Origin of the sequence: Bradyrhizobium sp. CCBAU 51765, from assembly GCF_015291725.1 — a bacterium.
GTDB classification, from domain to species: Bacteria; Pseudomonadota; Alphaproteobacteria; order Rhizobiales; family Xanthobacteraceae; genus Bradyrhizobium; species Bradyrhizobium liaoningense.
On the sequence record NZ_CP030038.1, the window covers coordinates 6,074,712 to 6,100,441 of the forward strand.

Genomic DNA, 25,730 nt, shown 5'->3' on the forward strand with positions numbered 1-25,730 from the left:
CTGAAAGAACACAACGCCAGAAATCACATTCACCCTCTCGGGGAATTGATTGAAATCAAGCTGGATGGATTTCTGTTAATGTGAGCCGATGCGCGGCCGGTTGAAGCGCTCTCTCCTGGCAGAAGGCAGCGAGAAAGGGTTCGGCAAACTCGTTAGGTGAAGCGTCGGCTCAGCAGTGAAACCCGCCTCCGTGGAGACAGACCTTTCATCCGGCGCCATAGCGGAAGCTTCGCTTCCGCGTTTCCAAGAACGGCGGCCGAGGGCCGCCTGTGCCACCTTCTTCCACAAGGGACGAATGGAAGAAGAGAAATCTCTCCGTATAATCACGGAGCTCCTGCTCAGTCCCGCGCCGTCGCCTTGAGCGCCGCGATGACGTCCTCACGGGCGATGATGCCGACCAGCTTCTGTGCACCGTCGAGCACGATAATGCTCCTGATGCGGTGCTCGACCATGATCTGGAGCACGCGTGTCAGCCGCGTGTCGGGGCTGACATAGATGAACTCGGGAGTCATGACGTCGCCGATCTTGCGTCTCATCAGGTCATCATAGCGCGGCAACATCTGGGTCGGCGTGAAGGCGAAGCACTTCAGGATGTCGAACTTGGTGACGATGCCGACCACCTGCCCGTCGTCTTCGACCGGATAGGAGTTGAAATCGTCGGTCTCGAACATCTCGCTGAGCTGGAACAAGTCGAGGCCGCGCTGCACCGTTTTGACGTTGCGCGTCATGTAGCCGTCGACAGTCTGTTCAAGAAATTTGTACATGACGCGTCCTCCTCGATTCGATACTGACCGGCCGGCGGTCAGTGCGACAGCAGCACGCTCCGGGCGGTTTGCGTGACCAGATACTGGGTGACGCCCCCGAGGATCAGCTCACGAAATCTCGAATGACCGTAGGCGCCCGCGACGATCAGGCCGGCACCGACGTCGCCCGCGACCTTCTCCAGATGCGCCGCGGAGCTTTCATCTCTTGCGGCCTCCGAGACGCGTGCGGTCGCGGTGACGCCGTGACGGCCGAGCCAGGCGGCGACGTCGATGACGCCGGCCATCACGGCCGAGCGGTCGTCGTCCTGCTCCGGAATTTCAACGATGCTGACGTCCCTCGCCTTGCGCAGCATCGGCAGCGCGGCGGCCACCGCCCGCCGCGCCTCCGGCGTGTCCTTCCACGCCACCAGCACATTGCGCAGGTCGAGCCAGTTGACCCGATCGGGGACGACGAGAAGCGGACGGCCGGCCTGCAGCACCAGATCCTTGGGGCTTGCGAGCGAGAAAGCATCGGAGAAGGCCGGGCTCTGCCCTCCGCTGACGACGATGTCGGCGCAACGCGCCTGCGCCAGGACGAATCGCGCCGGAAAATCCATGGCGCTGCGCCACTCCACATGCCCGCCGCGCGCCTTCGTGGCCGCGCGGAATTGTGCTTCCAGCTCTGCCAGCCGCCGCTTGACCGAAGCTTCGCCCTCGTCGATCAGCGCCTGCGCCTCGGTGCCGTCGGTGAAATAGAGTGGCGGCGCGAACTGCGCTGCGGCGACCCCGACGATCGCAGCCTCGAAGCGCTCGGCCAGCTCCCCCGCGACCTGAAGACGCGCTTCGTTGGGCTGATCGAGTGCCAAGCTGACCATGACGGTCGCGTATGTCATCGGGTATCTCCAGCATCACCAATTTTTTCAAATCGTAAGCCTGCTGCCGCGCGGCAGGATGAGATAGATCAAACAGGCGCTTTCTGGCTCTCGCTGTTCAATGAGGATACGATAGCGAATTCAACGTCCGCGCTTGCCTCTGGGCGAGCCTTGGGCGAAATTGCCGTAGCGGTAATGGCATCCTGCCTGCCCGCTGAGAACAGGAGCAGAGCTTGGCGCCGACCCGCGTGACTCATCCGGCAGACGAGGTTCGGGGCGAGCATTTCCGGGGCCGCATCGAGGGCTTCGGGGTGGGCACCTGGGACTTTGATCTGCAGACCCGCGAGCTTGAATGGTCGGAGATGGCCAAGCGGCTGTTTGGCCTCGAGCGGGACCAGGCCGTCAGCTACGACCTCTTTCTTTCGCTGCTGGAGCCGGGCGATCGGGACCACCTCCTGAAGGAGATCGGGCGCGCCTCGGAAGGCGGTGGGGGACTTGACCTGTCCTTCAAGGTCGGCGGCGCGTCCGGAAACGGCCAATGGATCCGAGCCAGGGCCGGCGTGATCCGGGACGATTCGGGCGCGCCACGTCATCTCAGCGGGATATTCCTCGACATCAACGAGGAAAAGCAGCTCGAGGAGGCCCTGCGCTCCCAGGAGAATCATCTTCGCTCGATTCTCGAAACGGTGCCCGACGCCATGATCGTCATCGATTCACGCGGCATCATGCAGCTCTTCAGCAGTGCCGCGGAGCGGCTGTTCGGCTACAGCAGGCAGGAAGCCATTGGCCGGAACGTGAGCATTCTCATGCCTGAGCCCGATCAGTCGCGTCACGACGGCTATCTTGCGCGATACCTCAGGACGAGCGATCCGCACATTATCGGCATCGGCCGGATAGTGACGGGCAAGCGCCGCGACGGCACGACCTTCCCGATGCATCTCTCCGTCGGGCAGACGCAGCGCGCGGGCGAGCCCCATTTCACCGGCTTCGTGCGAGACCTCACCGAGCACCAGCAGACCCAGGCGCGGCTCCAGGAACTGCAAGCCGAGCTTGTGCATGTGTCGCGGTTGACCGCAATGGGCGAAATGGCTTCCGCGCTCGCCCACGAGCTCAACCAGCCGCTGGCGGCGATCAGCAACTACATGAAGGGATCGCGGCGCCTCCTCGCCGGCAGCAGCGATCCCAACTCGGCGAAGGTCGAAAGCGCGCTCGATCGGGCGGCGGAGCAGGCCTTGCGGGCCGGCCAGATCATCCGCCGGCTGCGCGACTTCGTCTCGCGCGGCGAATCGGAAAAGCGGGTCGAGAGCCTGTCGAAGCTGATCGAGGAAGCCGGCGCGCTCGGGCTCGCCGGCGCGCGCGAGCAGAACGTGCAGCTCCGCTTCAGCCTCGATCCTGACGCCGATCTCGTCCTCGCCGACCGGGTGCAGATCCAGCAGGTGCTGGTCAATCTGTTCCGCAACGCGCTGGAAGCAATGGCGCAGTCGCCGCGGCGCGAGCTCGTCGTCGCCAACACTTGCGTCGCTGACGACATGATCGAGGTTGAGGTTTCCGACACCGGGTCGGGCTTCCGCGACGACGTCATTCCTAACCTGTTCCAGACCTTCTTCACCACCAAAGACACCGGCATGGGCGTGGGACTGTCGATCAGCCGCTCGATCATCGAGGCTCACGGCGGCCGCATGTGGGCCGAGAGCAACGCGGCGGGCGGAGCGACATTCCGCTTCACCTTGCCGGCAACCGACGAGAGCTGATCCATGACGACCAAGGGAAATGTCTACGTCATCGACGACGACGCAGCGATGCGGGACTCGCTGAACTTCCTGCTGGATTCCGCCGGCTTCGGCGTCACCCTGTTCGACGACGCCCTCGCCTTTCTCGAAGCCCTGCCCGGCCTCGCCTTCGGCTGCGTCGTCTCCGACGTGCGCATGCCCGGCCTCGACGGGATCGAACTGCTGAAGCGGATGAAGGCGCAGCAGAGCCCCTTCCCGATCGTGATCATGACCGGTCATGGCGACGTGCCGCTCGCGGTCGAAGCCATGAAGCTCGGGGCGGTCGATTTCCTGGAAAAGCCGTTCGATGACGACCGTCTCACCGCCATGATCGATGCGGCCATCCGCCGGGCCGAGCCTGCCGCCAAGAACGAAGCCGTCGCGCAGGACATCGCCGCCCGCGTCGCGTCCTTGAGTCCCAGGGAGCGCCAGGTCATGGAAGGGCTGATCGCGGGCCTCTCCAACAAGCTGATCGCCCGCGAATACGACATCAGCCCGCGCACCATCGAGGTCTACCGGGCCAACGTCATGACCAAGATGCAGGCGAGCAGCCTCTCCGAACTCGTCCGGCTAGCGATGCGTGCCGGCATGCTCAACGATTGAGGCAGGTCAAGGCGCCTTCCCGGGGCCATGCTAACCAGTCAGCATGATCGAGGTCAGCTCACTTGGTGCGCGGCTACCGTCCTCCCCACAACTCACCGTCTTTGTGGTCGACGATGATGCCGCCGTCCTGGGATCGTTGCGGTTCCTGCTGGAGACCGATGGCTTTGCCGTGCGGACATTCAGGAGCGGCACGGCGCTACTCAATGTCAGCGGCGCGGCCGGGCCGGACTGCTACGTCATCGACTACAAGATGCCGGATATCAACGGCATCGAGCTGACCGGCCGCTTGCGCAAATCCGACTGCGACGCGCCTGTGGTCCTGATCACCGGCTATCCCGACGAGAACATCTCGGCCCGGGCGGCGTCGGCGGGCATCAAGGACGTGGTCTTGAAGCCGCTTCTCGAAGAAAACCTGGTCAAGTGCATCCGCCATGCCATCCAGGACCGCCCCCGCGCCTAGAGCATGATCCGGAAAAGTGCGCAGCGGTTTTCCGAAAAGATCGTGCTCAAACAGTAACCTAAGGCGCAATGACGATTCATTCTGATCTCATCGCGCCTGACCTACGGGATTCTACGTAAGGCACCCTCCTTAAGATATCGCTCGAAATTTTCGAAGCCCCCGATACCGCGTAGGAAAGCGCCATCACAACGGAGATGGCGCAGATGCTGACCCAGACAATCAACACCCAGGCGATCAACACCCAAATCGGTGGCAAGATTGCCCCTGCCCACCCCGTAACCGACCAGTTCGGCGCGATCACGGGCCATGTCGGCCTGGTCGCCACCGAGTTCTCCTACGGCAAGGACGAGGAGATCTACGGCGAGGACGAGGCGGCCGAGTACGTCTATCAGGTGGTCACCGGCGCGGTGCGCAGCTACAAGCTTCTTTCCGACGGCCGTCGCCAGATCGGCGCCTTCCATCTCCCCGGCGACGTGTTCGGCCTCGAATCCGGTCCCACTCACCGTCTCGCCGCGGAAGCCATCATCGACACCAACGTTCGCCTCGTGAAGCGCGCGAGCCTCGAGAAGGCCGCCGGCACCGACGTGCAGGTTGCCCGCAAGCTATGGGCGATGACCGCCGGTGAGCTTCGTCATGCCGAGGATCACATGCTGCTGCTGGGCCGCAAGACTGCGATGGAGCGTGTTGCGACTTTCCTGCTCGAAATGGACCGCCGCCTCGCCGTTGCCGGCATGATGGCGCTGCCGATGTGCCGCCGCGACATCGGCGACTATCTCGGCCTCACCCTCGAAACCGTGTCGCGCGCACTGTCGCAGCTTCACGCCCAGGGCATTCTCGGCTTCTCCGGCGCCCGCCAGATCGTGCTGCGCAACCGCCAGCGCCTGCACAATCTCGACGCCTGATCGGTTTTCTCCCCCCGTGACTTGGCCGGCCGAACCCGATTCGGCCGGCCTTCTCTTTTGTCGCGATCAGGCCTTGCGCCGGGTTTCCGGCATCATCAGCAGGATCAGAAGGAGCCCCGTCGCGGCGACGCCGGACAGCCCGATGAATGCGGTGGCATTGCCGAACTTGTCGCTGACATAGCCGCCGAGCACCGTGCTCAACGATGCCCCGATGCCGGTCGCAGTCCCCACGATCCCCTGCGCCAGGTTGAAATGACCGCTGCCGAAGGCGACGTCGGCCACGATCAGCGGAATCATGACTGCGAACACCGCGGCGGTGAAGCCGTCGAACACCTGCACCAGCACCAGCAGGTAGGGATCGCGCACGGTCGCAAACAGCAGCCCGCGAATCGTCAACGCGCCGAATCCGATCAAGAGCAGCGGACGCCGGCCCCAGAGCTGTGCCTTACGCCCGACCGTCGGCGACAGCAGCGCCACGATCGCCTGCGGCACGATGATGCAGGCGGCGACGAGCACGGTCGCCCATTGGCTCGACCGCGCCGTCACCGCGCTCGCCATCAGCGGCATCATCGCGGCGTTCGCGAGCTGCAACAACAGCACGCTGAGCGCGAAGACGATGAGCGGACGCTGCCGGATCAAGTGCCAGATGTTGGTATCGCCGCGGTCCGCGGCTTCAGGCGGCATCTCGCCGTGACAGCGCCTGATGTCGACCTCGTTCTCGCGGATGCGCGAGAGCGCGATCAGGGTCGGGATCGCGAGCAGGAAAGTGACCAGGAACACCGAGCGGCTCGACAGGAGATAACCCGCGGTGCCCATCACCGCCGCCGCGACGCCGTTGCCCAGCGAGGCGAAGCGCGCGTTGCGGCCGAGCCGCTCGCCAATCGCGAGCGGGCCGACGAGGCCAAGGCTGATCGCGGCGATCGCCGGCCCGAGCACGCAGCTCGCCGCCGCGTGCAAGGTGGCGGCGGCGACCACAACCGGGAAGATCGGCATGGCGGCATAGGCAAGCGCGCAGACGCCGATGGTCGCAATCGCGAGGGCGGCGACCAGGCGCTCCGACTTCGCGGCATCGATGATCGCGCCGCCCGGCATCTGCCCGATCAACGCGACGATGCCGCCGATCGACAGCACGAGGCCGATCTCGACCTGAGTCCATTTCTGCGTCGTCAGGTAGACCGCGATGAAGGGGCCGAAGCCGGTCTGTACGTCGGCGAGGAAGAAGATGAACCAGTCGAGGCCGCGCAGGCTCTGGCGCGAGGGCGCCGGAATAGCCGCGGCCGAAGGCGCAGCGACCTTGTCCTGCTCGGCGCGGGCGCCGTGATCCGCATGGTTCGGCTTCCTCGACAACAGCACAGGCGATGAGCCCTCCCGGCACCTCACTGGATCGCTTGCAGCGGCTGAAGGCTGCCGGACGCGCCGAGCACGACGATCGGCGTGTCCTCCTTGTATTCCGGCGCGGCCGCGACCTGCGCCTTGGTCAATTCCAGCGTGATGCTGTCCTTCTTGTTGGCGATCTTGCCGAAGCGCAGCGCGTTCCAGTCCACCACGATCTTGCGGCTGCCGACACCGAGGAAGCCGCCGAAATCGATCGCCGCGGCCCGCACATGGCCGGTGCGATCGACGATGACGTCGACGATACGGCCCATGTCCTCGCCGGCGGCGCTGCGAACGTCGCGGCCGAGCACGCCGTGGGCCTCGCTCGCACCGATGATGGTTACCGACGGTGGCGGCGCGGCGTCCTTGGGCGTCACCGGAACGGTCGAGACCGGCGGCGGTGCCATCGGCGGCACGTTCGCTTCATTCTGGCCTGCGGGCTGATCCTCCGCGGCGCGCGACGGTGCGACCGTCAGGGCAACCACGATCGCCACGCTCAGGATCAACGCTCCGATCGCACGCATGTCACCCTCCTCACGATGCAACGCTAGCGCGCCAGCACGATCGAGACCTGGATCTGGCCGCGTGTGCGCAGAACCTCCAGCGCCACGTCGTCGCCGTGGCGGCTGACGCGAAGATCGACGCTGGATTCGCCGAGGCGCAGATCGCGCAGGATCACCTCGTTGAGGAACGCCGGCAGATGCGGATTGCGCAGGCGAATCTCGCCGCGTGCCACGTCGAACTCGAGGCCGAGCGCCGCCTCCAGCAGCGTGAACGGCGTCGCGCTGGCCCAAGCCTGCGGCGCGCAGGCGACCGGGTAGAGCGTCGGGCCGCGCCGCTTCTCGCGCCGGAAGCCGCAGAACAATTCGGGCAACCGGCGCAGATCCATATAGGTCGCGGCATCGAACAGCCCCTTGAAAACATGCGCCACCGAATGCTTGAGGCCGTAGCGCGCGAGCCCGAGCGCAATCAGCGCATTGTCGTGCGGCCAGATCGACCCGTCATGATAGGACATCGGATTGTAGCGCACCTCGCCCTGCGCGACGGTGCGGATGCCCCAGCCCGAGAAGAAATGCGGCCCCATCAGATCGGCGGCGACGAGGCGGGCGCGATCCTCACGGATCATGCCGCTGAACAGGACCTGCCCGGCGTTCGAGGTCCGCACCTTGCAGGGCCGCTTCTCGCCGTCGAGCGCGAGCGCATAGGTGCCGAGGTCCTCGCACCAGAACGACGTCTCGAAGCGCTCGGCGAGTGCCCTGGCTTCGGCCTCGAGCTTGCGCGCGCGGTCCGGCTTGCCGAGCCGCAGCGCGCAACGCGCCGCGAGCTGCTTGGCGGCAAAGACGTAGCCCTGGACTTCCGCGAGCGCGATATTGCCCTCTGCAAGCTGTCCGTCGGCATGGAAGATCGCGTCGTAGGAATCCTTCCAGCCCTGGTTCGCCAGCCCCTTCTCGGTCGCGCGCTGATATTCGACGAACCCGTCCTGGTCAGGATCACCAGGGCCGTCGATCCAGGCCAGCCCCGCCTCGATCGCCGGCCACAGCTCGATCAGCGTGGCCTCGTCGCCGGTGCGCTCGAAATAGCTTCCTGCGAGCAGCACGAACAGCGCGGTCGAATCGACGCTGCCGTAATAATGCGCGAACGGCACCTCCCCGAGCGCCGCCATCTCGCCGCCGCGCATCTCGTGCAGGATCTTTCCGGGCGCAGCGTCCGCGAGCGGATCGATCGCCGTGGCCTGGAAATGCGCGAGCCGACGCAGGACGCCCTTGGCGACGCGCGGATCGACCCAGAGCATCTGGAGCGCGGTGATGAGGCCGTCGCGACCGAACGTCGTCGAGTACCAGGGAATGCCGGCATAGGGGTAGCGCCCCTGCGGCGTCTCGGTCATCAGCATGTTGAGGTCGGCCATGGCCTGACACAGCACCTCGTTGAAGATGTTGTTGGAGGTCTCGATGCTGGCCGCGCCCATGGTCAACTGCCGCATCTCGCGGCGGTGCGCCAGCAGCCCCGGGAAAAACCGCACCGGCTTTTCCGTCACCGGCCGGTTGCAGGACACGGCCACGAACAGCGATTTGGCCTGGTGCGGCTCCAGGTCGAGCTCCCAGGTCGCGGCATTGACCGAGAGCCGCGTCGGACGCGGGTCGAAATGCAGTCCGGTCGCCCGTTCGGCCTCGTCGAGGCCGCGATACTCGAACATGACGTCGGTCGGCCCGAGCAGCCGGCTGGTTCCGATCCCGCGGCGCGGCCGCCGCTCGCCGCGGACCTCGAACAGATCGGCGAAGTCGTTGCCGAACAGCAGCGTCAGGTCGACGCTGGTGCGCCGGTCGCCATGGTTCTGCACGCCGATGCGCTGATAGGCCGTGCCGCGCCACAGGAAGATCGTGCGCACGATGTGCAGCAGGTCCTTCTGCAGCACGAGGCTGCCCTGCCGGTAGATGTCCGGATTGGTGAGATCGACGGTCAATGCCGAATTGTCGTCGCGCAGATTCGAGCCGAGCAGCAGCGGCTGGAGATCGTCGAGCACGAGCTCGAGCCGCGCGAGGTAGCGCGTATCGTGATGGAACAGGCCGTCCGGCCCGCCGGCGGATGCGCCGATGTCGCCATGGCTGTCGAGCACGATGAAAGTGTCGTCGTGCTTGAGCGAACGCCGTGGCCGCGCCGACGGCCCCGTCATCGGGATATAGAACGGTTGTTCCGCGACCTGTTCCGAGGTCCGCGTCACGGAGACGAGTTGGGTGACGGCTTCGGCCGACATGAGCTGCTCCCCTGCGCCTGTTTCAAAACGCAACCGACTCGAGAAACGCGACTGTTGGTTTACGCGGCGGCTTGCGCGAGCCGGCTCATTTCCTGCGTGACCAGCTCACGATACGGCCCGTGGCCCTGCATCAGACGTTCGGGCGAGCCGTCCTCGATGATCTTACCATTTCTCAGCACCACCACGCGGTCGAAATTGCGCAGCGTGGCCAGCCGATGCGCGATCGCGATCACGGTGCGGCCGCGCATCAGGCGCGACAGCGCCTCGCGGATCGCCTCCTCGGACTCGCTGTCGAGCGCAGCAGTCGCCTCGTCCAGAAGCAGGATCGGCGCATCCTTCAGGAAGGCGCGCGCGATCGCGATGCGCTGGCGCTGGCCGCCGGACATCTTGACACCCCGGTCGCCGACCATGGTGTCGAGGCCGTCAGGCAGGCTCTCGACGAAGTCGCAGCGCGCAGCGATCGCCGCGCGCAGCACCTCGTCGTCGGTCGCATTGGGCCGGCCGTAGCGGATGTTCTCGCGAATGGAGCGATGAAACAAGGAAATGTCCTGGGGCACGACGGAAATCGCCTCGCGCAGGCTCAGCTGCGTCACCTTGGAGATGTCCTGGCCGTCGATGGTGACGCTGCCCTCGTCGACGTCGTAGAAGCGCTGGAGCAGCGTGAACAGGGTCGACTTGCCGCCGCCGGACTGCCCGACGAGGCCGACGCGCTGGCCCGGCTGGAGGCGCAGGCTGAACCGCTCGAAGATCTTCTCGCTGCCGGGATAGCCGAAGGTCACGTTGTTGAACGCGATTGCAGCGCCGCTCTTCACCAGCGGCTCGGCCTCGGGGTGGTCGCGCAATTCGTGCGGCACCAGCAGCGTGGCGATCGCCTCGGTCAGGCGTGCGACGTGCTGGGTGACATCGACCAGCGCCACCGCGAGATCGCGCGTGGCGCTCAGGATGGAGATGCCGAGCGTACAGACCAGCACGACATCGCCGGTCGTCGCCTGGCCCTTCTGCCACAGCGTGATTGCCCAGGCCATCAGCGCGATCGTCAAAAGCACGGTGATGACGGCATGCAACAGCCGCAGCTTTTCCAGATAACGCAGGCTGCGGCTGCGCGCGGTGAGCTCCCGGTTCACCGTCGCGTCGAACCGCTCATGCTCGTGGCCGATGCCGCAGAAGGCACGGACCAGCGGCATGTTGCTGATGACGTCGATCATCTCGCCGTCGACCACCGCGGCCTTGTCGGCGAAATCGTCATGCAGCGGCTTGCCGGCGGCTGCCAGATGGAACATCGCAACCACCATGCCGCCGGCGATCACGACCAGGCCGAGGGCCATGTAAGGACTGACGGTTCCAATCAGGGCAATTGCCGCAATTGTGGCGATGCAAGGCGGCAACACGTTCCAGACGAACATGTTCTCGACGGTGAACACCGCATTCGACGTCGCCGTGATACGGCTCGTCAGCATGCCGGGCATCCGATCCGAGAAGTAGCTCGGCGCATGCCCGGTCAGATGACGAAATATGTCACGGCGCAAGTCACCCGTGACACGCACGAAGGTGAAGCTCGCCGTCCAGCTCGCGATCCGCCACAGGAAGTTGTCGGCTGCGATCAGCGACATGAGCAGAATGAATGCCAGCCATACGCTGCCGCCGTGCCCCGGTCCGGCGGACAGGCTGTCGACGAGGGATTTGACGCCGTACTGGGTGCCCACGGAGCAGGCAACGGCCGCCACGACGGCGGCCAGGATCACCAGATGCGAGGCGAGACGACGCCGGAGATAGCGCAAGACAAAGGCAAATGGCCTGCGCGCGTATCCAGAAAGCTGATCCATATGACTATCGCCCCGTTATGCTGATTTTCGTTTCGTTACTGGCCGAGTGAACATCGACCACTTCGCCTCGGTTCCCGGGCAACGCCATCACGACATGCGGATGCGGGCGATGTGCGAAGATCTAGTGGCAGCATCGCGACAGTCCCCCGACGTGTCGAATATGTAACGTTCGGAGGAAGGAACTTCGCAAGTGCGGGAACGTTCCCTTGGCTGGCATAGCCGGTGCCGACGTACGGGGGGCTTTCAACGTTCATGATCGCAGAGGAGATGGTGAGATGCGCATCGCGCAGGTAGCTCCGTTGACGGAGGCTGTTCCACCCAAGCTGTATGGCGGCACCGAGCGGGTGGTGCATTGGTTGACGGAGGAGCTGGTAGCCCTTGGACACGACGTCACATTGTTCGCCAGCGGCGACTCGCAGACGTCGGCAAAGCTGGATGCGTTGTGGCCGAAGGCGCTCCGTCTCGACGGTTCCGTGCGTGATCCCAATGCGCTGCACATGGTGTTGCTGGAGCGGGTGCGGCAGAAATGTGACGACGAGGAGTTTGACTTCCTCCACTTCCATCTCGACTATTATCCTTGGTCGCTGTTCCACCGGCAGCCGACGCCATTCGTGACGACGCTGCACGGCCGGCTCGACCTGCCGGAGCACCAGCCGGTCTTCAACACCTTCTCCAGGATGCCCGTGATCTCGATCTCCAACGCGCAGCGGCGGCCGGTGCCGCAGGCGAACTGGGTGACGACTATCCACCACGGCCTGCCGGAGACCCTGCTGACGCCGAAGCCGGCGAAACAGGAATATCTCGCCGTGCTCGGCCGCATCGCGCCGGAAAAAGGCGTCGACCGCGCCATCAAGATCGCGACCCATTGCGGCATTCCGCTGAAGATCGCGGCCAAGGTCGATCGCGCCGACCAGGATTATTACGACGAGCTGATCCGGCCGATGATCGAGAACAATCCGCTGGTCGAGTTCATCGGCGAGATCAGCGATCACGAGAAGTCTGACTTCCTGAGCGGCGCGCTCGGCCTCCTGCTGCCGATCGACTGGCCGGAGCCGTTCGGCCTCGTCATGATCGAATCCATGGCCTGTGGGACGCCGGTGGTCGCCTTCAACCGCGGCTCGGTTCCGGAGATCATCGACGATGGGCTGACCGGCTTCATCGTCGAGGACGTGATCAGCGCTGCCGGCGTGGTGAAACGCTTGCCGCAACTCGACCGCGCCGCGATCCGCAAGCAGTTCGAGACGCGCTTCAGCGCACGGCGCATGGCGCTGGATTATCTTGCGGCCTATCGCAGCCTGACCGAGGCACAGGCGCCGCGGATCAAGCTGGTCAGCAGCGCGGAGTAATTCACGGCCGCGCACCGCGGCTGCCAATCGAAGCGCCCTCTCCCCTTGTGGGAGAGGGCTCAAGAATGAGGCCGCATACTTGCTGGGGTGAGGGGTTGCCTCCGCATTGAAACTTTCTCAGTGGAGAAAGACCCCTCATCCGGCGCCAACAGCATCCTCGCCTACCTCACCGCCGCCCGCTTCGGCTCGACGATCTCGAACATCCTTGGAAACTCGTCCATCAGTCCCATCAGCTCGGCGAGCTTCATCGGATTGCCCGCGAGCTCGACCTTGCCGGCGGCGACCGCTTCCGGAAAGCTCGTCAGCTTCGCGATGACCTCGTCGAGCGTTGCGCGCGCGAGCGTGAAGCTGGCATCCGCATTTTCCGCCTGCACGCCCTCGGCGTAAGTGAGCGCGCAGTTCTCCAGATTGAGCACGAAGGTCTCGCCGGTATCGGAAAAGCGCCAGTTCAGGACGATATGCTTGCCTTCCGCCTTGGGACCGTTGAGACGGATACCGAGCACGTCCCAGAGCTGGGAGGTGCGGAGCGCGGCCAGCGTCTCCCGCGGCATCGGCGGACGCGCCGGCACCTTCGGCATGCCCTGGCGCAATTCCTGCGCGCCGAACAGATAGGCGTTGCGCCAGGTCGCGCTCTCGGCGGCATAACCGAGCTGCTCCAGCGTATCGGCCAGGAGTGCGCGCGCCGCCGCATGATCCGGCTCGGCAAAGACGAGATGGCCGAGCGCCTGCGCGACGAAACGGAACTCTCCCTTGTCGAAATCGGCCGCCGCCCGCGCCAGGATCGCGTCCGCGCCGCCCATGTACTCGACATACTTCCTGCCCGACTCGACCGGCGGCAGCGGATCGAGATTGACCGGATTGGCATCGTACCAGCCGAGATATTTCTGGTAGATCGCCTTCACATTGTGCCGGATGTGGCCGTAATAGCCGCGGCCGTGCCAGGCGCCTTCCAGGCTCTTCGGCAGCTGGATCGTTTCGGCGATTTCGGCCGCGGTCAGGCCGTGGTTCATCAGGCGGATGGTCTGGTCATGCGCGAACTTGTAGAGGTCGCGCTGCTGCCGGATCATCGTGCCGATCCGCTCGCGTCCCCACACCGGCCAATGGTGCTGGCCGCACATCGCCTCGGCCTTGCCGTCCCAGAGCTGCAAGGCTTCGCCGAGATATTTCGACCAGGCCAGCGCGTCCCGCACGTCGGCGCCGCGGAACGGCAGCAGATTGTGGAAATTGTGCGTGCAGTTCTCGGCGAGGTTCAACAGCCTGTAGCGCGGAACGAAGAAGTGCATCTCCGCCGGTGCTTCACTGTTCGGCGCCATCTGGAATTCGAATGCAACGCCGTCGATCACGCGCGTCTCGCCGGTCGCCATGATCAGGTCCGTGGGGCGCAGCAGCGCGACCGATCCTGCCGCCATCGACTTGCCGAGGCCGCAATCGACCTGCCCGCGCGCGCCCTTGGCCAGAAGGGGTCCGAACTGGTACTGCGCCCGGCGCAGCATCGCCGGTCCTGCGATGATGTTCTCGGAGACGGCGTGCTCCATGAACAGGTTCGGCGCGATGATCGGCACGCTGCCGGTGGCGAGCGCATCGTCCGCCAGCACGCCGCGCGCGCCGCCCCAATGGTCGGTGTGGGTATGGGTGAAGATGATCGCCGCGACCGGTCGCGTGCCGCAGTGCTCGAAATAGAGATCGAGCGCGGCGCGGGCGCCTTCGATCGAGGTCAGCGTGTCGACGACGATGACGCCGCTGTCGCCCTCGATCAGCGTCATGTTGGCGATGTCGAGCCCGCGCACCTGGTAGACGCCGGGCACGACCTCGAACAGGCCATGCTGCATGTTGAGGCGCGACTGCCGCCACAGGCTCGGATTGACCGTGTGCGGCGCCTGCTCGGCGGACAGGAAGCCATAGGGTTCGAGGCTCCAGACCGTCCGCCCTTGGGGATTCGTGATCGTCGCGTTCTCGATCGTGCCGAGGAAGCCGCGCGCGGCGTCGTCGAAGTCGCGTGTGTCGGAGAACGGCAATGCGTTGAGCATGGCCTCGTGCTGAGCGATGACGGACGGCGATGCGTCCTTCGGCTCGCTGCTGGATTCCGTCATGTTGCTCCTCCCCGCCTGATGCACGGCATCTAACCGCATCTTGCGGTCGATTGCCATTGGAGGAGACGAAGGAAATGGAGCGAGATGAGGAGAGGGTGCACCGTTTAAGCAGCGACGCCTTCAACGGCTTGGCGCGATGCCGTGGCGTTGTCCGCCATCCGCAGCTCGCTGGCCAGCACGTAGCCGCCACGATTCTGCTTGGCCCGATAAAGCGCCTTGTCCGACCACGACAACAGCGCCTCTGCGGTTCGGCCGTTGTCCGGGGCGACGGCAACGCCTACGCTCGCACCGAGATCGATCACCTGACCGTCAACCTCGTATGGCGTGCCGATCGATTGCACGATCCGCCGTGCCATCGCCTCCGCGTCGGACGCGGCGCGCTGCACCAGGACGAACTCGTCGCCGCCCATGCGGATCACGAGGTCGTCAGGCCCGGCCAGCGCCTTGAGCCGTCCGGCGACCTGCTTCAGCAGCGCATCGCCGGCGGGGTGGCCGAACCGGTCGTTCGCTTCCTTGAAGCGGTCGAGATCCAGCGTATGGACGGCAATCATCCCGGCCGACAGCATCACCGGCAGATCCCTTGCCAGCACCGAACGATTTGACACGCCGGTTATCGGGTCGGAGCGCGCAAGCTGCTCGAACTGGCGCTTGAGCGTGATCTGGCTGATCGAGGCGTTGAAGTTGAGCCGAACCATCTCGAAGCTCGCGACCACATACATCAGAATGAGGAGACCGAGCCCGACATGGCGGAGATCGGGCTGCATGAAGCTCACGATCGCGGCAGGCGCGGCGATCGCGGCGAGATCGAGCAGCGCCGCAGCGGGACGCAGCGCCAGCCGCGCCACCACGCCGGCGCCGAAGCCGAAACCGATGCCGACCGCCATCACGCAGCAGAGCGCATCGCCCAGCACGATGCTGCGCGCGGCGAACACGCCGAGCACGAGGGCCGTTACAACGGTGCCGGCAATGTAACGCCGTTCCCAGCGCACGGCCTCGGCCCGGCCGAGCCGTGGCGGAGCCGCGAGGCGGCGGCGGAATGCAAATATCTCGACGAGACGGACAATCGCCACCACCACCCCGGCGACCGTCAGGCCGGCCGTCATCATGTCACCGGTCTCGTAGGTGGTGATGGCGCCGACCATCGCCTGGCCGGCGGCCGCGAGAATGGTTGGCATCATCGTGCCGTGAAGGCCCGTGATGACCTCCAAATGGACGGCGTCCGAAATCGACGCCGGTCCGGATTCCATTCTGTTGAAGTACATGCCAGCTCCCATCCGCTGGCATTTATCTACCGAAGACCCGTAAAGATGCGTTCGCTACTCAAGGATCGCATTTGAGCGTGCGGATTTACCGCGCATTAGCCATATCTCGCCCCAGGACGGACGGAGACGCATACTCATCGTCTCCGTCCCCGCCACGCGGCGGCTACATGCCCAGCAAGCGAGGCAGCCAGAGCGACAGGCCGGGCCAATACGTCACCACCACGAGGAATCCCAGCATGGTCAGGAGCCAGGGCCACACCGCGACCGTCAGTTCGGTGATCCCCATCTTGGCGATGCCGGAGGCGACGTAGAGGTTGAGGCCGACGGGCGGATGGCACAGCCCGACCTCCATGTTGACCGTCATCAGGATGCCGAAATGGATGGGGTCGATGCCGAGCTTGACGGCGACCGGAAACAGGATCGGCGCCATGATCAGGATGATGGAGGACGGCTCCATCACGTTGCCCGCTACCAGCAGCAGCAGGTTGACGAGCAGGAGGAAGCCGATCCATCCCAGGCCCTGGTCGATCATCCATTGCGCCAGCGCCTGCGGCACGTTCTCGTAAGTCATCAGGAACGAGAACAGCACGGCGTTGGTGATGATGTAGAGCAGCATCGCGGAGAGATTCGCCGACGACAGCAGCACGCGCGGAACGTCGCGCAGCCTGAGGTCCTTGTAGATGAACACGGCCACGATGAAGGCGTAGACCGCGCTGACGGCGGCAGCCTCGGTCGGCGTGAACAGGCCGCTATAGATGCCGCCGATGACGATCACGATCAGCAGGATGCCCCAGATCGACTTGCGGAATGCATCGAGACGCTCGCGGAAGGTGGCTTTCGGCATCCGCGGATAGTCGTTGCGCCAGGCCCGATAGAACGTGGTGGCGCCGAGCAGCGAGGCGAGCGCCAGCCCCGGCACGATGCCGGCGATGAACAGCTTGCCGACCGAGGTGTTTGTGGACACGGCGTAGAGCACCATCGGGATCGACGGCGGGATGAGAATGCCGAGCGAGCCCGACGTCGTGATCACGCCCGCGCCGAACCGCTTCGGAAAGCCTTGCGCGACCATGGCGGGAAGGATCACCGAGCCGATCGCCACGACCGTTGCCGGCGAGGAGCCGGAGATGGCGGCAAACAGCGCGCAGGCGACCACGCCCGACAGAGCCAGACCGCCGTACCAATGACCGACCAGCGAGGTTGCGAAGGTGATCATCCGCCGCGCCACGCCGCCATGGGTCAGGAAATTGCCGGCGAGGATGAAGAACGGGATCGCCATGATCTCGAAATTCTCGATGCCGGTGAACAGCTTCAGCGCCACCGATTCCGTTCGCACGTCGGTCAGCGTGAACATGAAGCTGAGCACGGTCAGACCCAGCGCGATCGAGATCGGCATGCCCGTCAGCATCAGCGAGAGCAGCAGCGCGAACACGATGGCGACGCGCGCGCCCTGCGGCAGCGTGATGAGATGGCCTGCATGGGCAAAGCAGATCGCGACGATCAGGACCGGCAGCAGCATCAGGATCCAGCCGAGCGGGCTGCGCTCGTCGCGGACGACCTGGCTCGGCGTGACCGGCGCCGGATGCACCGGATCCGCTTCGACACCCTCGACGCCCGCCATGTCGTGATGCGGCAGCTCGCCGGTGCGGTAGAACGACCAGGCGACCTGCAGGAAGCGGAAGCACATCAGGCCGGAGCCGAGCGGGATCGTGAGATACACCATCCACATCGGCGCTTCGAGATCGTTGGATTGCTGGCCGCTCTGCCACATGTGGCCAACGAAGGCGGCCCCGAAATAGCCGACGATGGCGGTGAAGAGGGCGCCGCACAGGAGACCGAAGGTGATGACGCGCCGGCGCGATCCGCCGGGAAGCAGGTTGACGAGCACGTCGACGCCGACATGGATGCCCGTGCGCACGCCGTAGGCGGCGCCGAACTTCGCCATCCAGATGAACATGTAGATGCAGAGTTCCTGTGCCCAGGACAGGTCGAGCGCGGCGAGCCACACGAACACCGCTCGCGCCGGCACGGCGAGGAAGGCGAGATTTCGCGCTTCCGCCCATTTGGCGATGTCGATCGACAGCCCGGCACCGTAGCGATGCAGCACGGCGACGAAGATGAGCGATGTCGCAGCCGCGATCATCGTCGCGATCAGCCACTCCTCGAGATGATCGAGAAAACGATTCAGCGCGCGCAGCAACTTGGTCCCCCCGGATTGGATCATTCAAGCGCAACGGCCGGGAGTGCGATCACCCCCGACCGTTGGTATTGTTCTTATTAGGGCGCAGCCCGTCAGTTCATCTTGACGTCGAGTTCCTTGGCGAGGAGATCGAGCACCTCCTGCCCGACCCGCCCCTTTGCCCATTTATACGTCGGCTGCATCGCCTCCTGCCAGGCCTTGCGATCGGCGTCGGTGAGATAATGCAGATTGGTCTTCCCCATCTTCTTGATCTCGGCCAGCGCGTCCTCGTTCTCCTGCCGCGCGATCGAGTTGGTGTAGTCGGTCGCCTCCGCCATCGCCTTGTCCAGCTTTGCGCGGATATCGGGCGGAAGACCTGACCAGAACTTCGAATTGACGATGACAGCATATTGCAGATGCGCGTGATAGGATACGGTGATGTCCTTCTGCACCTCGTAGAACTTCTGCGTGAGGTAGTTTGACGCCGTGTTCTCGCAGCCGTCAACCACGCCGGTCTGCAAGGCCTGATAAACTTCCGAGAACGCCATGATCTGCGGGATCGAGCCCATGATGCGGAGATACTGGTCGGCGACCTTCGATCCGGAGATGCGGAATTTCAGCCCCTGGAAATCGGTCGGCTTCAGCAAGGGACGGTTGGCGGACAGCATGTGGAAGCCGTTGTCCCAATAGGCGAGCCCGGTGATGCCCTTGGCCTCGAGTTTCTGGAACAGCCACTTGCCGATCGTGCCCTTCATCGCGCTGGCGTAGGTCTGGTCGTCCCTGAACAGCCAGGGCAGGTCGAGCGCCTCGAACTCCTTGATGCCGAGCGGCGCGAATTTCGCCGTCGAGGGCGCAAGCATCTGCACCGAGCCGAGCTGCAGCGCCTCGATCTCCTCCTTGTCCTTGTAGAGCGTGGAGTTCGGGTAGACTTCGACCTTGACCTTGCCGTCGGTGTATTTCTCGGCGAGCTCCTTGAATTTCAGCGCGCCCTTGCCCTTCGGGGTGTCGTTGGCGACCACGTGGCTGAACTTGATGACGATGGGACTCTGGGCTTGGGCGATGGCGGGAGCCAAGAAAACAGCCGCGGCGGCGACCGCGGCAAGCAGCTTGCGCATGAACGTACCTCCCAACAACTCGGAAACCGGGTTCTTCTTGTTCTTCAGGTCAGTCCTGGCAGCAATCCGCTGCTCGAACAACTGGACCCAAGCCCTGTTTGCCGCAGCCAAGCTAACTTGAGGACCGCTGCATGCGCAACCCGGTGTCCGTGCGCGTCCAGAGGGAACGAGCGCTTATGCCGCAATGCGGCACTGCAATCAGCCTTTGCGCTGGGCGACCATGAAGAGGCGCCGGAACGGGAACAGCGTCTGCCCCGCAGCATTCTTCGGATAGGCCTTTGCGACGCGCATCCCATAGGCGGCTTCGAACGCGATCTTCTCCTCGCCTTGCAAGACGTCGAGGTAGCGCGTCAGCCAGGTCCCCTTGGTCCATTCCTTCACGGGGTTCTCACCCTCGAGCACCTGGAGATACTCGGTCTCCCAGATGTCGATGTTGGCCGACATCGGCGCAAGCAGATCGTGATAGAAGGCCGGTCCCTCGACCGGCGGCGGGGTGACGAGATGCTCCACCTTGGACCGCCACGGACCATCCAGCGCGGTCTCGCCGATCAGCACATGCGAAGGCGCGGTGAAGTTGCGCGGCATCTGCACCGCTAAGATGCCCCCACGCGCCACCTTCTCCATCAGCGACGGAAACAGTGCCGCATGATCGGGCATCCAGTGCAGTGCGGCATTGGAATAGATCAGGTCGTATTGCCCGGCGGGACTCCAATGGCCGAGATCCTCGTGCGACCATTGCACGTCCGGCGCCGCCTTCCGTCCCGCGGCGACCATCTCGGCCGATCCCTCGACACCGGTCACGCGCGCATCCGGCCAGCGCTCCCTGATCAGCTTCGTCACGTTGCCGGCGCCGGCGCCGAGATCGGCGATCGCGCGCGGGGCAAAATCCGGAATCCGCATCAGGAGGTCGACGGCGGGCCGGAGCCGATGGCCGGAGAACTTCAGATATTGCTGCGGATCCCAGACCATCATCAGAGCCTTTTCTTTTTCGTGTTTCCTTCGCCGAGGCTCTTGGTTACCACTGCTCGTCTCGGTTCGGCAAATCGCCGCACGCGGGACGGGGCAGGAAACGAACAGCAAAACGCAAAGCAACCAAGAGAGCGTGCGACCATGGACCTCGGGCTCAAATCGAAAACCGCTGTCGTCACCGGCGCGAGCATCGGCATCGGCCGCGCCATTGCCAAGGGCCTCGCAGCCGAAGGCGTGCGCGTCATCGGCGTGGCGCGCCGTATCGACCTGCTGGCCGACCTGGCGAAAGAAGTCGGCGGCGGGTTGATCACGCCGTTCGAGCAGGACGTGATGGCCAAGGACGCCGCCGAGAACATTGCGGCCTTCGCGCTGAAGGAGCTCGGCCATGTCGACATCCTCGTCAACAATGCCGGCGGCAGCCGTCCCCTCCCCGTCGATGCGCCCGACAGCAAATGGGACGAGGCGATCGCGCTGAACTTCACCAGCTATCGCCGCATCGCGCACGCGCTGCTGCCGCAGATGATCGAACGCAAATGGGGCCGCATCGTCAACATTACCGGCAAGTCCGAACCGGAAGGCCTCAATGCCGCCTTCGCCGCCAAGGCCGCGGTGCACGCCTGGGCCAAGGGCCTGTCGCGCGAGATCGGCGCGCACGGCATCACCATCAACTGCATCCCGCCCGGCCGCATCATGAGCGAACAGATCCGCCGCAACTACGCGCCGGATTATCGCGAGCGTTTTGCCGAGGAAGAAATCCCGGTGGGCTATTGGGGCGAACCGGAAGATCTCGCGGCACTCGCGGTGTTTCTGGCCTCACCGGTGGCGCGCTACATCACGGGCACGGTGATCCCGGTGGATGGGGGATTACGGAGATACCAGTTCTAATCCGCTATCGTCTGCCCAAAAGCAGGGACGAACCAGCTGAGCGGCCGCGGCTCAATACGCTGGGTATAAACTCCCATCGAGTGCGGCCGCCTATTTGGCCACAGTAAGTTGCTGAAATTCCTATTGATCGCTTGACCATCTTTCAGACAGGCGAGTAGCTTATTGAAACAACCCATAGTAGACATATGCCCCTTAGCAAAATTACATTGCTCCAAATCGGAGATATTCATCTTCCTGACTGGCAAAGCCAGACAACAGAGGTAGACGTTAAGCTATCAACGTTCTCCCCGACGATCATTTCAAGCCTGGCAACTAAGCCACTCACATCTGTACTGGGAGCCCTTCGGTCGATTTGTCGGGACGAGCCCATCGATGCAGTGTTCACGATGGGCGACTTCACTAGCAAGGGGGTCACCGGATTAATCGCAGATGCGGTACTGATCCTTGATGGCATCATCAACGAAACGTTGGCTGACCGTCGCATTCCAATCTATGGAGTTCCCGGCAATCACGACGTCAGCCGCGAAGACGCAATCCGGTTAGGCGACACGGGGAAATTTGACGCCCTGCAAGACGCCTTCAAAGAGCACAACTGGCGAGACCCTCCAGTCCGGAATTTTGTCAGCTACGAGGTTGTTGGTGCCAGCAAAGCGAAACTACCAGTCATCATGATGAATTCGAGCATCGGATCCTGGTCCAAGGCCCTGTATCCAAGAGGGCTCCAAGATTCTTTGCTAAGTCCCAGTGGCATGCCGCTCGAACTTTCCGACGATGAACCGTTTGGCGACAAAGGTCTCCAAACTGAGCAGCCGCCAGATCTTGCCACACAGGTCTACGAACAAATTGACACTCCCTATTTCCGAGCAGTCGATTTGGAGGAGATCGCGGCGCGCATCAGCCGCGATAGAAAGACCACACTTGTAGTCTCCCACCATAACCTGCTTCCACAATATACCCCGCGCATCAGCTATTTTGGCGAAGTTCTAAACGCGGGATATGCCCCTGTTCCGCTCGACGAGACTCGACTTGCTATTTTGCTGTTAGATACAAACATCGACACTGAAGTTTGGGCACGCAGGGCCTTAACAACAGCGGAAGGAACCGAGGTTCCCAGCGACCTCCGTGCTGGACTGCCTTGCCGCAATGGAACGCTTTCTAAGGTCTTCGAGCAACTGCGACTCATGGGAAGTTTTCTGCACTGGCCCCAAGCTTCACGTAGTAGCTAGCTGCTTCTTGTCACTTAAGCGCCGGAATGTCAGGCTTGTTGGGCGCATCCCTCAAGAATACCGTCGGCGGAACGTAGCACCAAGCGACACGATCTGCTTATTCCGAAGCGTTGACCTAACAAACCCTCGTGTAGTTTTCCTAAAATCTCTTCGACGACCGTTCGGATCGCCAAACTACAAGCTGCTTCCTGCATCCTAAGATTTGACCGATGGAATATTTGCTGTCTCGAATGTTTCTGCGTCACTCTTGCCCAATCGACTTAGAATCGTTGAAGACATGAGCGTCATCGGCGTGGCGCGCCGTATCGACCTGCTGGCCGACCTGGCGAAAGAAGTCGGCGGCGGGTTGATCACGCCGTTCGAGCAGGACGTGATGGCCAAGGACGCCGCCGAGAACATTGCGGCCTTCGCGCTGAAGGAGCTCGGCCATGTCGACATCCTCGTCAACAATGCCGGCGGCAGCCGTCCCCTCCCCGTCGATGCGCCCGACAGCAAATGGGACGAGGCGATCGCGCTGAACTTCACCAGCTATCGCCGCATCGCGCACGCGCTGCTGCCGCAGATGATCGAACGCAAATGGGGCCGCATCGTCAACATTACCGGCAAGTCCGAGCCGGAAGGCCTCAATGCCGCCTTCGCCGCCAAGGCCGCGGTGCACGCCTGGGCCAAGGGCCTGTCGCGCGAGATCGGCGCGCACGGCATCACCATCAACTGCATCCCGCCCGGCCGCATCATGAGCGAACAGATCCGCCGCAACTACGCGCCGGATTATCGCGAGCGTTTTGCCGAGGAAGAAATCCCGGTGGGCTATTGGGGCGAACCGGAAGATCTCGCGGCCCTCGCGGTGTTTCTGGCCTCACCGGTGGCGCGCTACATCACGGGCACGGTGATCCCGGTGGATGGGGGATTGCGGAGGTATCAGTTCTAGTTAGGAGTGACCTCATGAATCCGCTCGGCCCGCGAAACGCGGCGTCCGGTTTTGCCGCAGGATCTCACGGTTTGACGTAGCTCCAGCCCTGTTCCTGCAGCTCCATGACGCGGACGACACCGGATTTGACGACCGTGGCCTGCGGAATCAGGCTTATGTCCTTGTTCTCCGCCTTACGCATGTTTTCCTGTGTGTTGCCGCAAGCCTTGAAGGAGATTTCGGGATGGCTCATCGCGAGGACCTCGATGCGCGGCTTTACCGGTGAGGTGTCGTCACGCAGCATGTGAAGCCCAGGACCGAAGGTGACGACCTCGATCGACACAGGCTCACCGAGATCGCGGTAGTATTGCGCGACGTTGGTCGCATTGTTGAGTGTGAGGTTCATCATCGCAGGTTCGTTGGAATTGACCTGCAATATCAGCCGATGCGGCTTCCTGGCGATCTCGGATGTGGTCATCTGAGCCAGCGCTCTCGCGCTCGCAGGGTTCTGCTTGCTCGTGTGATTCTGCCCCGGTTTGCCCGCCTGCTTATGTCTACCTGGATGCTTCTGGTTGCTCGCTTGGCTCTTCGCACTCGCCTGCGGGATCAACTGGCTGTCCTGCTGCGCCTGCGCGTTTGGTCCGGCCAGAAGCAACATCGCCAAGCCGCTGATGACTGCCATCGCCAATTTTGAATTGATCATCTCGCTTCTCCGTTCCCTAATCGTCACCGTCCTGGTCTGGCGACGGCATGTGGCCATTTGCACGCAGCCCCCACTTTGTCGCGCACGTTCTTGAATCCGCTGAGCAGGAATTGTCCCTCTTGCACCGCGCCGGTGCGGATGGAGAGACGCACAATGGCGTGACCGTCATCGGGTAGCGACCTCAGCAACTGCAAGACGTCGCCGCCGACAGCAACGCCGGAGCCGAATGACGGCGAGGCCGCCGCGAGTTGCATTGGCGGCTCCGCATTGAGCTGAAAGGAGACGGCATACTCATTGGCACTGCGTGACACCGTCGGTCCTGCGACTACGACCTCCGTGCGGCCTTTGCGGCAGTGGATCGCGAGTTGCATTGCGGCACCATCCGAGCCGCCAACGGAAGAGGTAGTGGCGGTGACGATCGGTGAATAGTCGACAGGCGAAGTGGTCTCGCTGATCAGCCAGCCATCGTCTGACGCCCGACGCCCGGGCGGCGGAATCTTGCGTGACAGATCTTGCAGACATTCCAGCCGGGCTTGCCCCTCCATCGCCGAACAAGCCCGAAGTGTTTCCATGGGACCGCTCGTGTTTTGCGCGGAAGCGATTCCGCAGGCCACATTGAAAGCGACGGCGAGTGGAGGAGCGGCACTCTTCATGGCCGTGCCTGTGCACTGCGCGCCTTGCGATCCAGCCAGTCCTGCGCGGCCTGGAAGCGGGTGAGCCCCGGCACGGTCGCCGCGAGATTGATCGACTGCCATTTCGGATCGAAGCCCGGCGCCTGCAGCCGGTCGATCCGCGAGAACAGGTACTCGACCAGGCGCGCCACGCGTTGGTAACGATTCGAATGTTGCGGCCAGTTGAACGCAACGAGCGCTGTCGGCACCGCGATGGTCGAGATCCGCTCGTCCTGCCTGATCAGACTGGGATACTCTTTGGCATCCAGGGTCGCGGGCAGATAATAGTCCTCGAACTTCCTGTCGTAGTTGACTGGGAGGAACTTGAATCCAGCCTCCCAGCGGCCCTTTACGAAGGCGTCGACGGGTTTCGATGTAATGAACACGACGGCCGACATCTCGCCCTTGCGCATCTGTTCCAGGGCCACCTGATGCGGAATGAATGTCTTGTCGACATCGATGCCGAGACGGCTGAAGATCAGTGGCCCTGAATAGGCGGCTGCGGTGCCCAATGTGTTGAAGTTCACCTTCTTGCCGGCAAGGTCCTGCAGGCTTGTGATTTCAGGCCGCACAAAAATGTGCAGCTCGGATGGGAAGAGATTGAGCAGATACGTGATGCGGCTTCGGATCTGCGGTGCCTGAACCTTGTACTCTTCGAGCGCGTCGGAATTGATGATGGCGGTATCGACGCCACGCAAATACAGCAGCGCATTCAGATTGTCGGTGGCCCCCCGCGTGACGATCGGCAGGAGATGCAGGTCCGCTCCGTCGTCGACGACGCGAGCCATTTCTGCGGCGAGGCGGATCGGTGCGCCCTCGAGCAGACCGCCGGCGAGCCCGACCGTCCAGGCGTTCATCCGGTCCTTTTCATTCTCTTGCGGGAGCGGCCTTCGGACGAGTTGAGCATCGGCCCTGGTCTTTCTCGCCGTTTGCGCTTCCAAGCAGGCCGTCTGAAGCATCGTCGCGACCGGCACCAACCAGGCGAGCAGGAGCAATGAGAGTGACCTTGGCGCTCTGTTCATGTCGTTTCCCTTCCGAATCAGCCATCGCAACCTTTCGTCCCGAGGGACTGCAACAAGTCC

At 63.6% G+C, this 25,730-nt stretch carries 22 protein-coding genes and 1 pseudogene; 8 read left to right on the top strand and 15 right to left on the bottom strand.

The window, feature by feature from the left end:
• Positions 1-338 precede the first annotated feature (338 nt).
• Entirely contained in the window at positions 339-764 is a 426-nt protein-coding gene (locus tag XH96_RS28715) for an HPP family protein (protein WP_028179364.1), read from the bottom strand.
• Between the two features lie 38 nt (positions 765-802).
• Positions 803-1,636: a universal stress protein gene (locus XH96_RS28720; protein WP_194388910.1), complete on the bottom strand. Its 834-nt coding sequence runs from the start codon at positions 1,634-1,636 to the stop codon at positions 803-805.
• 212 nt (positions 1,637-1,848) lie between these two features.
• Between XH96_RS28720 and fixL the strand changes: the two genes are divergently transcribed.
• The 4 genes from fixL (at position 1,849) to XH96_RS28740 (ending at position 5,349) form a co-directional block, all read left to right on the top strand.
• Positions 1,849-3,366 carry a sensor protein FixL gene (gene fixL, locus XH96_RS28725; protein ID WP_194388911.1) on the top strand — a complete coding sequence of 506 codons (1,518 nt, stop codon included), beginning with the start codon at positions 1,849-1,851 and terminating at the stop codon, positions 3,364-3,366.
• 3 nt (positions 3,367-3,369) lie between these two features.
• A complete protein-coding gene (fixJ, locus tag XH96_RS28730; protein ID WP_194388912.1) occupies positions 3,370-3,987 on the top strand; it encodes a response regulator FixJ in 618 nt (205 codons plus the stop codon).
• Between the two features lie 43 nt (positions 3,988-4,030).
• On the top strand, positions 4,031-4,447 hold the full coding sequence (locus tag XH96_RS28735) for a response regulator transcription factor (RefSeq protein ID WP_194388914.1): 417 nt from the start codon (positions 4,031-4,033) through the stop codon (positions 4,445-4,447).
• A gap of 203 nt (positions 4,448-4,650) precedes the next feature.
• Entirely contained in the window at positions 4,651-5,349 is a 699-nt protein-coding gene (locus XH96_RS28740) for a helix-turn-helix domain-containing protein (RefSeq protein ID WP_194388915.1), read from the top strand.
• 66 nt (positions 5,350-5,415) lie between these two features.
• Here XH96_RS28740 and XH96_RS28745 read toward each other — a convergent pair whose 3' ends face one another.
• From XH96_RS28745 to XH96_RS28760, 4 genes are read right to left on the bottom strand one after another with little or no spacing between them, the layout of a single operon-like run.
• A complete protein-coding gene (locus XH96_RS28745; RefSeq protein ID WP_371739892.1) occupies positions 5,416-6,702 on the bottom strand; it encodes an MFS transporter in 1,287 nt (428 codons plus the stop codon).
• 23 nt (positions 6,703-6,725) lie between these two features.
• On the bottom strand, positions 6,726-7,247 hold the full coding sequence (locus tag XH96_RS28750; RefSeq protein WP_194388919.1) for a PRC-barrel domain-containing protein: 522 nt from the start codon (positions 7,245-7,247) through the stop codon (positions 6,726-6,728).
• A gap of 23 nt (positions 7,248-7,270) precedes the next feature.
• Positions 7,271-9,475, bottom strand: coding sequence for an amylo-alpha-1,6-glucosidase (locus XH96_RS28755; protein ID WP_194388920.1), 2,205 nt, complete (start codon positions 9,473-9,475; stop codon positions 7,271-7,273).
• A 59-nt stretch (positions 9,476-9,534) separates the two neighbouring features.
• Complete coding sequence (locus XH96_RS28760) at positions 9,535-11,298, bottom strand: ABC transporter ATP-binding protein (RefSeq protein WP_194388922.1); 1,764 nt, start codon at positions 11,296-11,298, stop codon at positions 9,535-9,537.
• A gap of 275 nt (positions 11,299-11,573) precedes the next feature.
• Between XH96_RS28760 and XH96_RS28765 the strand changes: the two genes are divergently transcribed.
• Positions 11,574-12,644, top strand: a complete 1,071-nt coding sequence (locus XH96_RS28765) for a glycosyltransferase family 4 protein (protein ID WP_194388924.1) — start codon at positions 11,574-11,576, stop codon at positions 12,642-12,644.
• Between the two features lie 161 nt (positions 12,645-12,805).
• On the opposite strand, the gene XH96_RS28770 is transcribed toward XH96_RS28765, so the two are convergent.
• The 6 genes and pseudogenes from XH96_RS28770 to XH96_RS28790 form a co-directional block, all read right to left on the bottom strand.
• Positions 12,806-14,734 (bottom strand): alkyl/aryl-sulfatase, encoded by a 1,929-nt coding sequence (locus XH96_RS28770; RefSeq protein WP_194388925.1) that lies wholly within the window; start codon positions 14,732-14,734, stop codon positions 12,806-12,808.
• Positions 14,735-14,838: 104 nt separating this feature from the next.
• Positions 14,839-15,996: a GGDEF domain-containing protein gene (locus XH96_RS28775; RefSeq protein WP_194388927.1), complete on the bottom strand. Its 1,158-nt coding sequence runs from the start codon at positions 15,994-15,996 to the stop codon at positions 14,839-14,841.
• 163 nt (positions 15,997-16,159) lie between these two features.
• Positions 16,160-17,401 carry a TRAP transporter large permease subunit gene (locus XH96_RS39885; RefSeq protein WP_246790196.1) on the bottom strand — a complete coding sequence of 414 codons (1,242 nt, stop codon included), beginning with the start codon at positions 17,399-17,401 and terminating at the stop codon, positions 16,160-16,162.
• Positions 17,402-17,707: 306 nt separating this feature from the next.
• A pseudogene (locus XH96_RS39890) lies at positions 17,708-18,217 on the bottom strand (TRAP transporter small permease); the annotation flags it as partial.
• Positions 18,218-18,285: 68 nt separating this feature from the next.
• The gene (locus XH96_RS28785; protein WP_194388931.1) at positions 18,286-19,287 is read right to left on the bottom strand and encodes a DctP family TRAP transporter solute-binding subunit; all 1,002 of its coding nucleotides are present in this window, start codon (positions 19,285-19,287) and stop codon (positions 18,286-18,288) included.
• 198 nt (positions 19,288-19,485) lie between these two features.
• The gene (locus tag XH96_RS28790) at positions 19,486-20,256 is read right to left on the bottom strand and encodes a methyltransferase domain-containing protein (RefSeq protein WP_194394296.1); all 771 of its coding nucleotides are present in this window, start codon (positions 20,254-20,256) and stop codon (positions 19,486-19,488) included.
• A 141-nt stretch (positions 20,257-20,397) separates the two neighbouring features.
• Between XH96_RS28790 and XH96_RS28795 the strand changes: the two genes are divergently transcribed.
• The 3 genes from XH96_RS28795 (at position 20,398) to XH96_RS28805 (ending at position 23,295) form a co-directional block, all read left to right on the top strand.
• Entirely contained in the window at positions 20,398-21,141 is a 744-nt protein-coding gene (locus XH96_RS28795; protein ID WP_194388932.1) for an SDR family NAD(P)-dependent oxidoreductase, read from the top strand.
• Positions 21,142-21,326: 185 nt separating this feature from the next.
• A complete protein-coding gene (locus XH96_RS28800) occupies positions 21,327-22,367 on the top strand; it encodes a metallophosphoesterase family protein (protein ID WP_246789772.1) in 1,041 nt (346 codons plus the stop codon).
• 277 nt (positions 22,368-22,644) lie between these two features.
• Positions 22,645-23,295 carry an SDR family NAD(P)-dependent oxidoreductase gene (locus XH96_RS28805; protein WP_246789773.1) on the top strand — a complete coding sequence of 217 codons (651 nt, stop codon included), beginning with the start codon at positions 22,645-22,647 and terminating at the stop codon, positions 23,293-23,295.
• A gap of 64 nt (positions 23,296-23,359) precedes the next feature.
• On the opposite strand, the gene XH96_RS28810 is transcribed toward XH96_RS28805, so the two are convergent.
• The 3 genes from XH96_RS28810 to XH96_RS28820 all read right to left on the bottom strand — a co-directional run bounded on the left by XH96_RS28810 (position 23,360) and on the right by XH96_RS28820 (position 25,670).
• Positions 23,360-23,977: a hypothetical protein gene (locus XH96_RS28810; RefSeq protein ID WP_246789774.1), complete on the bottom strand. Its 618-nt coding sequence runs from the start codon at positions 23,975-23,977 to the stop codon at positions 23,360-23,362.
• 23 nt (positions 23,978-24,000) lie between these two features.
• Entirely contained in the window at positions 24,001-24,549 is a 549-nt protein-coding gene (locus XH96_RS28815; protein WP_246789775.1) for a hypothetical protein, read from the bottom strand.
• 77 nt (positions 24,550-24,626) lie between these two features.
• On the bottom strand, positions 24,627-25,670 hold the full coding sequence (locus XH96_RS28820) for a TAXI family TRAP transporter solute-binding subunit (protein WP_194394298.1): 1,044 nt from the start codon (positions 25,668-25,670) through the stop codon (positions 24,627-24,629).
• Positions 25,671-25,730 lie beyond the last annotated feature (60 nt).

What these genes read in the sequence shown, in the direction of transcription:
- XH96_RS28770 (WP_194388925.1), bottom strand. Translation starts at nt 14,734, where the DNA reads ATGACGGAATCCAGCAGCGAGCCGAAGGACGCATCGCCGTCCGTCATC.
- XH96_RS28735 (WP_194388914.1), top strand. Translation starts at nt 4,031, where the DNA reads ATGATCGAGGTCAGCTCACTTGGTGCGCGGCTACCGTCCTCCCCACAA.
- XH96_RS28815 (WP_246789775.1), bottom strand. Translation starts at nt 24,549, where the DNA reads ATGGAAACACTTCGGGCTTGTTCGGCGATGGAGGGGCAAGCCCGGCTG.
- XH96_RS28785 (WP_194388931.1), bottom strand. Translation starts at nt 19,287, where the DNA reads ATGCGCAAGCTGCTTGCCGCGGTCGCCGCCGCGGCTGTTTTCTTGGCT.
- XH96_RS28765 (WP_194388924.1), top strand. Translation starts at nt 11,574, where the DNA reads ATGCGCATCGCGCAGGTAGCTCCGTTGACGGAGGCTGTTCCACCCAAG.
- XH96_RS28715 (WP_028179364.1), bottom strand. Translation starts at nt 764, where the DNA reads ATGTACAAATTTCTTGAACAGACTGTCGACGGCTACATGACGCGCAAC.
- XH96_RS28790 (WP_194394296.1), bottom strand. Translation starts at nt 20,256, where the DNA reads ATGGTCTGGGATCCGCAGCAATATCTGAAGTTCTCCGGCCATCGGCTC.
- XH96_RS28760 (WP_194388922.1), bottom strand. Translation starts at nt 11,298, where the DNA reads ATGGATCAGCTTTCTGGATACGCGCGCAGGCCATTTGCCTTTGTCTTG.
- XH96_RS28755 (WP_194388920.1), bottom strand. Translation starts at nt 9,475, where the DNA reads ATGTCGGCCGAAGCCGTCACCCAACTCGTCTCCGTGACGCGGACCTCG.
- XH96_RS28795 (WP_194388932.1), top strand. Translation starts at nt 20,398, where the DNA reads ATGGACCTCGGGCTCAAATCGAAAACCGCTGTCGTCACCGGCGCGAGC.
- XH96_RS39885 (WP_246790196.1), bottom strand. Translation starts at nt 17,401, where the DNA reads ATGCTGACGGGCATGCCGATCTCGATCGCGCTGGGTCTGACCGTGCTC.
- XH96_RS28805 (WP_246789773.1), top strand. Translation starts at nt 22,645, where the DNA reads ATGAGCGTCATCGGCGTGGCGCGCCGTATCGACCTGCTGGCCGACCTG.
- fixJ (WP_194388912.1), top strand. Translation starts at nt 3,370, where the DNA reads ATGACGACCAAGGGAAATGTCTACGTCATCGACGACGACGCAGCGATG.
- XH96_RS28810 (WP_246789774.1), bottom strand. Translation starts at nt 23,977, where the DNA reads ATGATCAATTCAAAATTGGCGATGGCAGTCATCAGCGGCTTGGCGATG.
- XH96_RS28820 (WP_194394298.1), bottom strand. Translation starts at nt 25,670, where the DNA reads ATGAACAGAGCGCCAAGGTCACTCTCATTGCTCCTGCTCGCCTGGTTG.
- XH96_RS28740 (WP_194388915.1), top strand. Translation starts at nt 4,651, where the DNA reads ATGCTGACCCAGACAATCAACACCCAGGCGATCAACACCCAAATCGGT.
- XH96_RS28775 (WP_194388927.1), bottom strand. Translation starts at nt 15,996, where the DNA reads ATGTACTTCAACAGAATGGAATCCGGACCGGCGTCGATTTCGGACGCC.
- XH96_RS28800 (WP_246789772.1), top strand. Translation starts at nt 21,327, where the DNA reads ATGCCCCTTAGCAAAATTACATTGCTCCAAATCGGAGATATTCATCTT.
- XH96_RS28720 (WP_194388910.1), bottom strand. Translation starts at nt 1,636, where the DNA reads ATGACATACGCGACCGTCATGGTCAGCTTGGCACTCGATCAGCCCAAC.
- XH96_RS28750 (WP_194388919.1), bottom strand. Translation starts at nt 7,247, where the DNA reads ATGCGTGCGATCGGAGCGTTGATCCTGAGCGTGGCGATCGTGGTTGCC.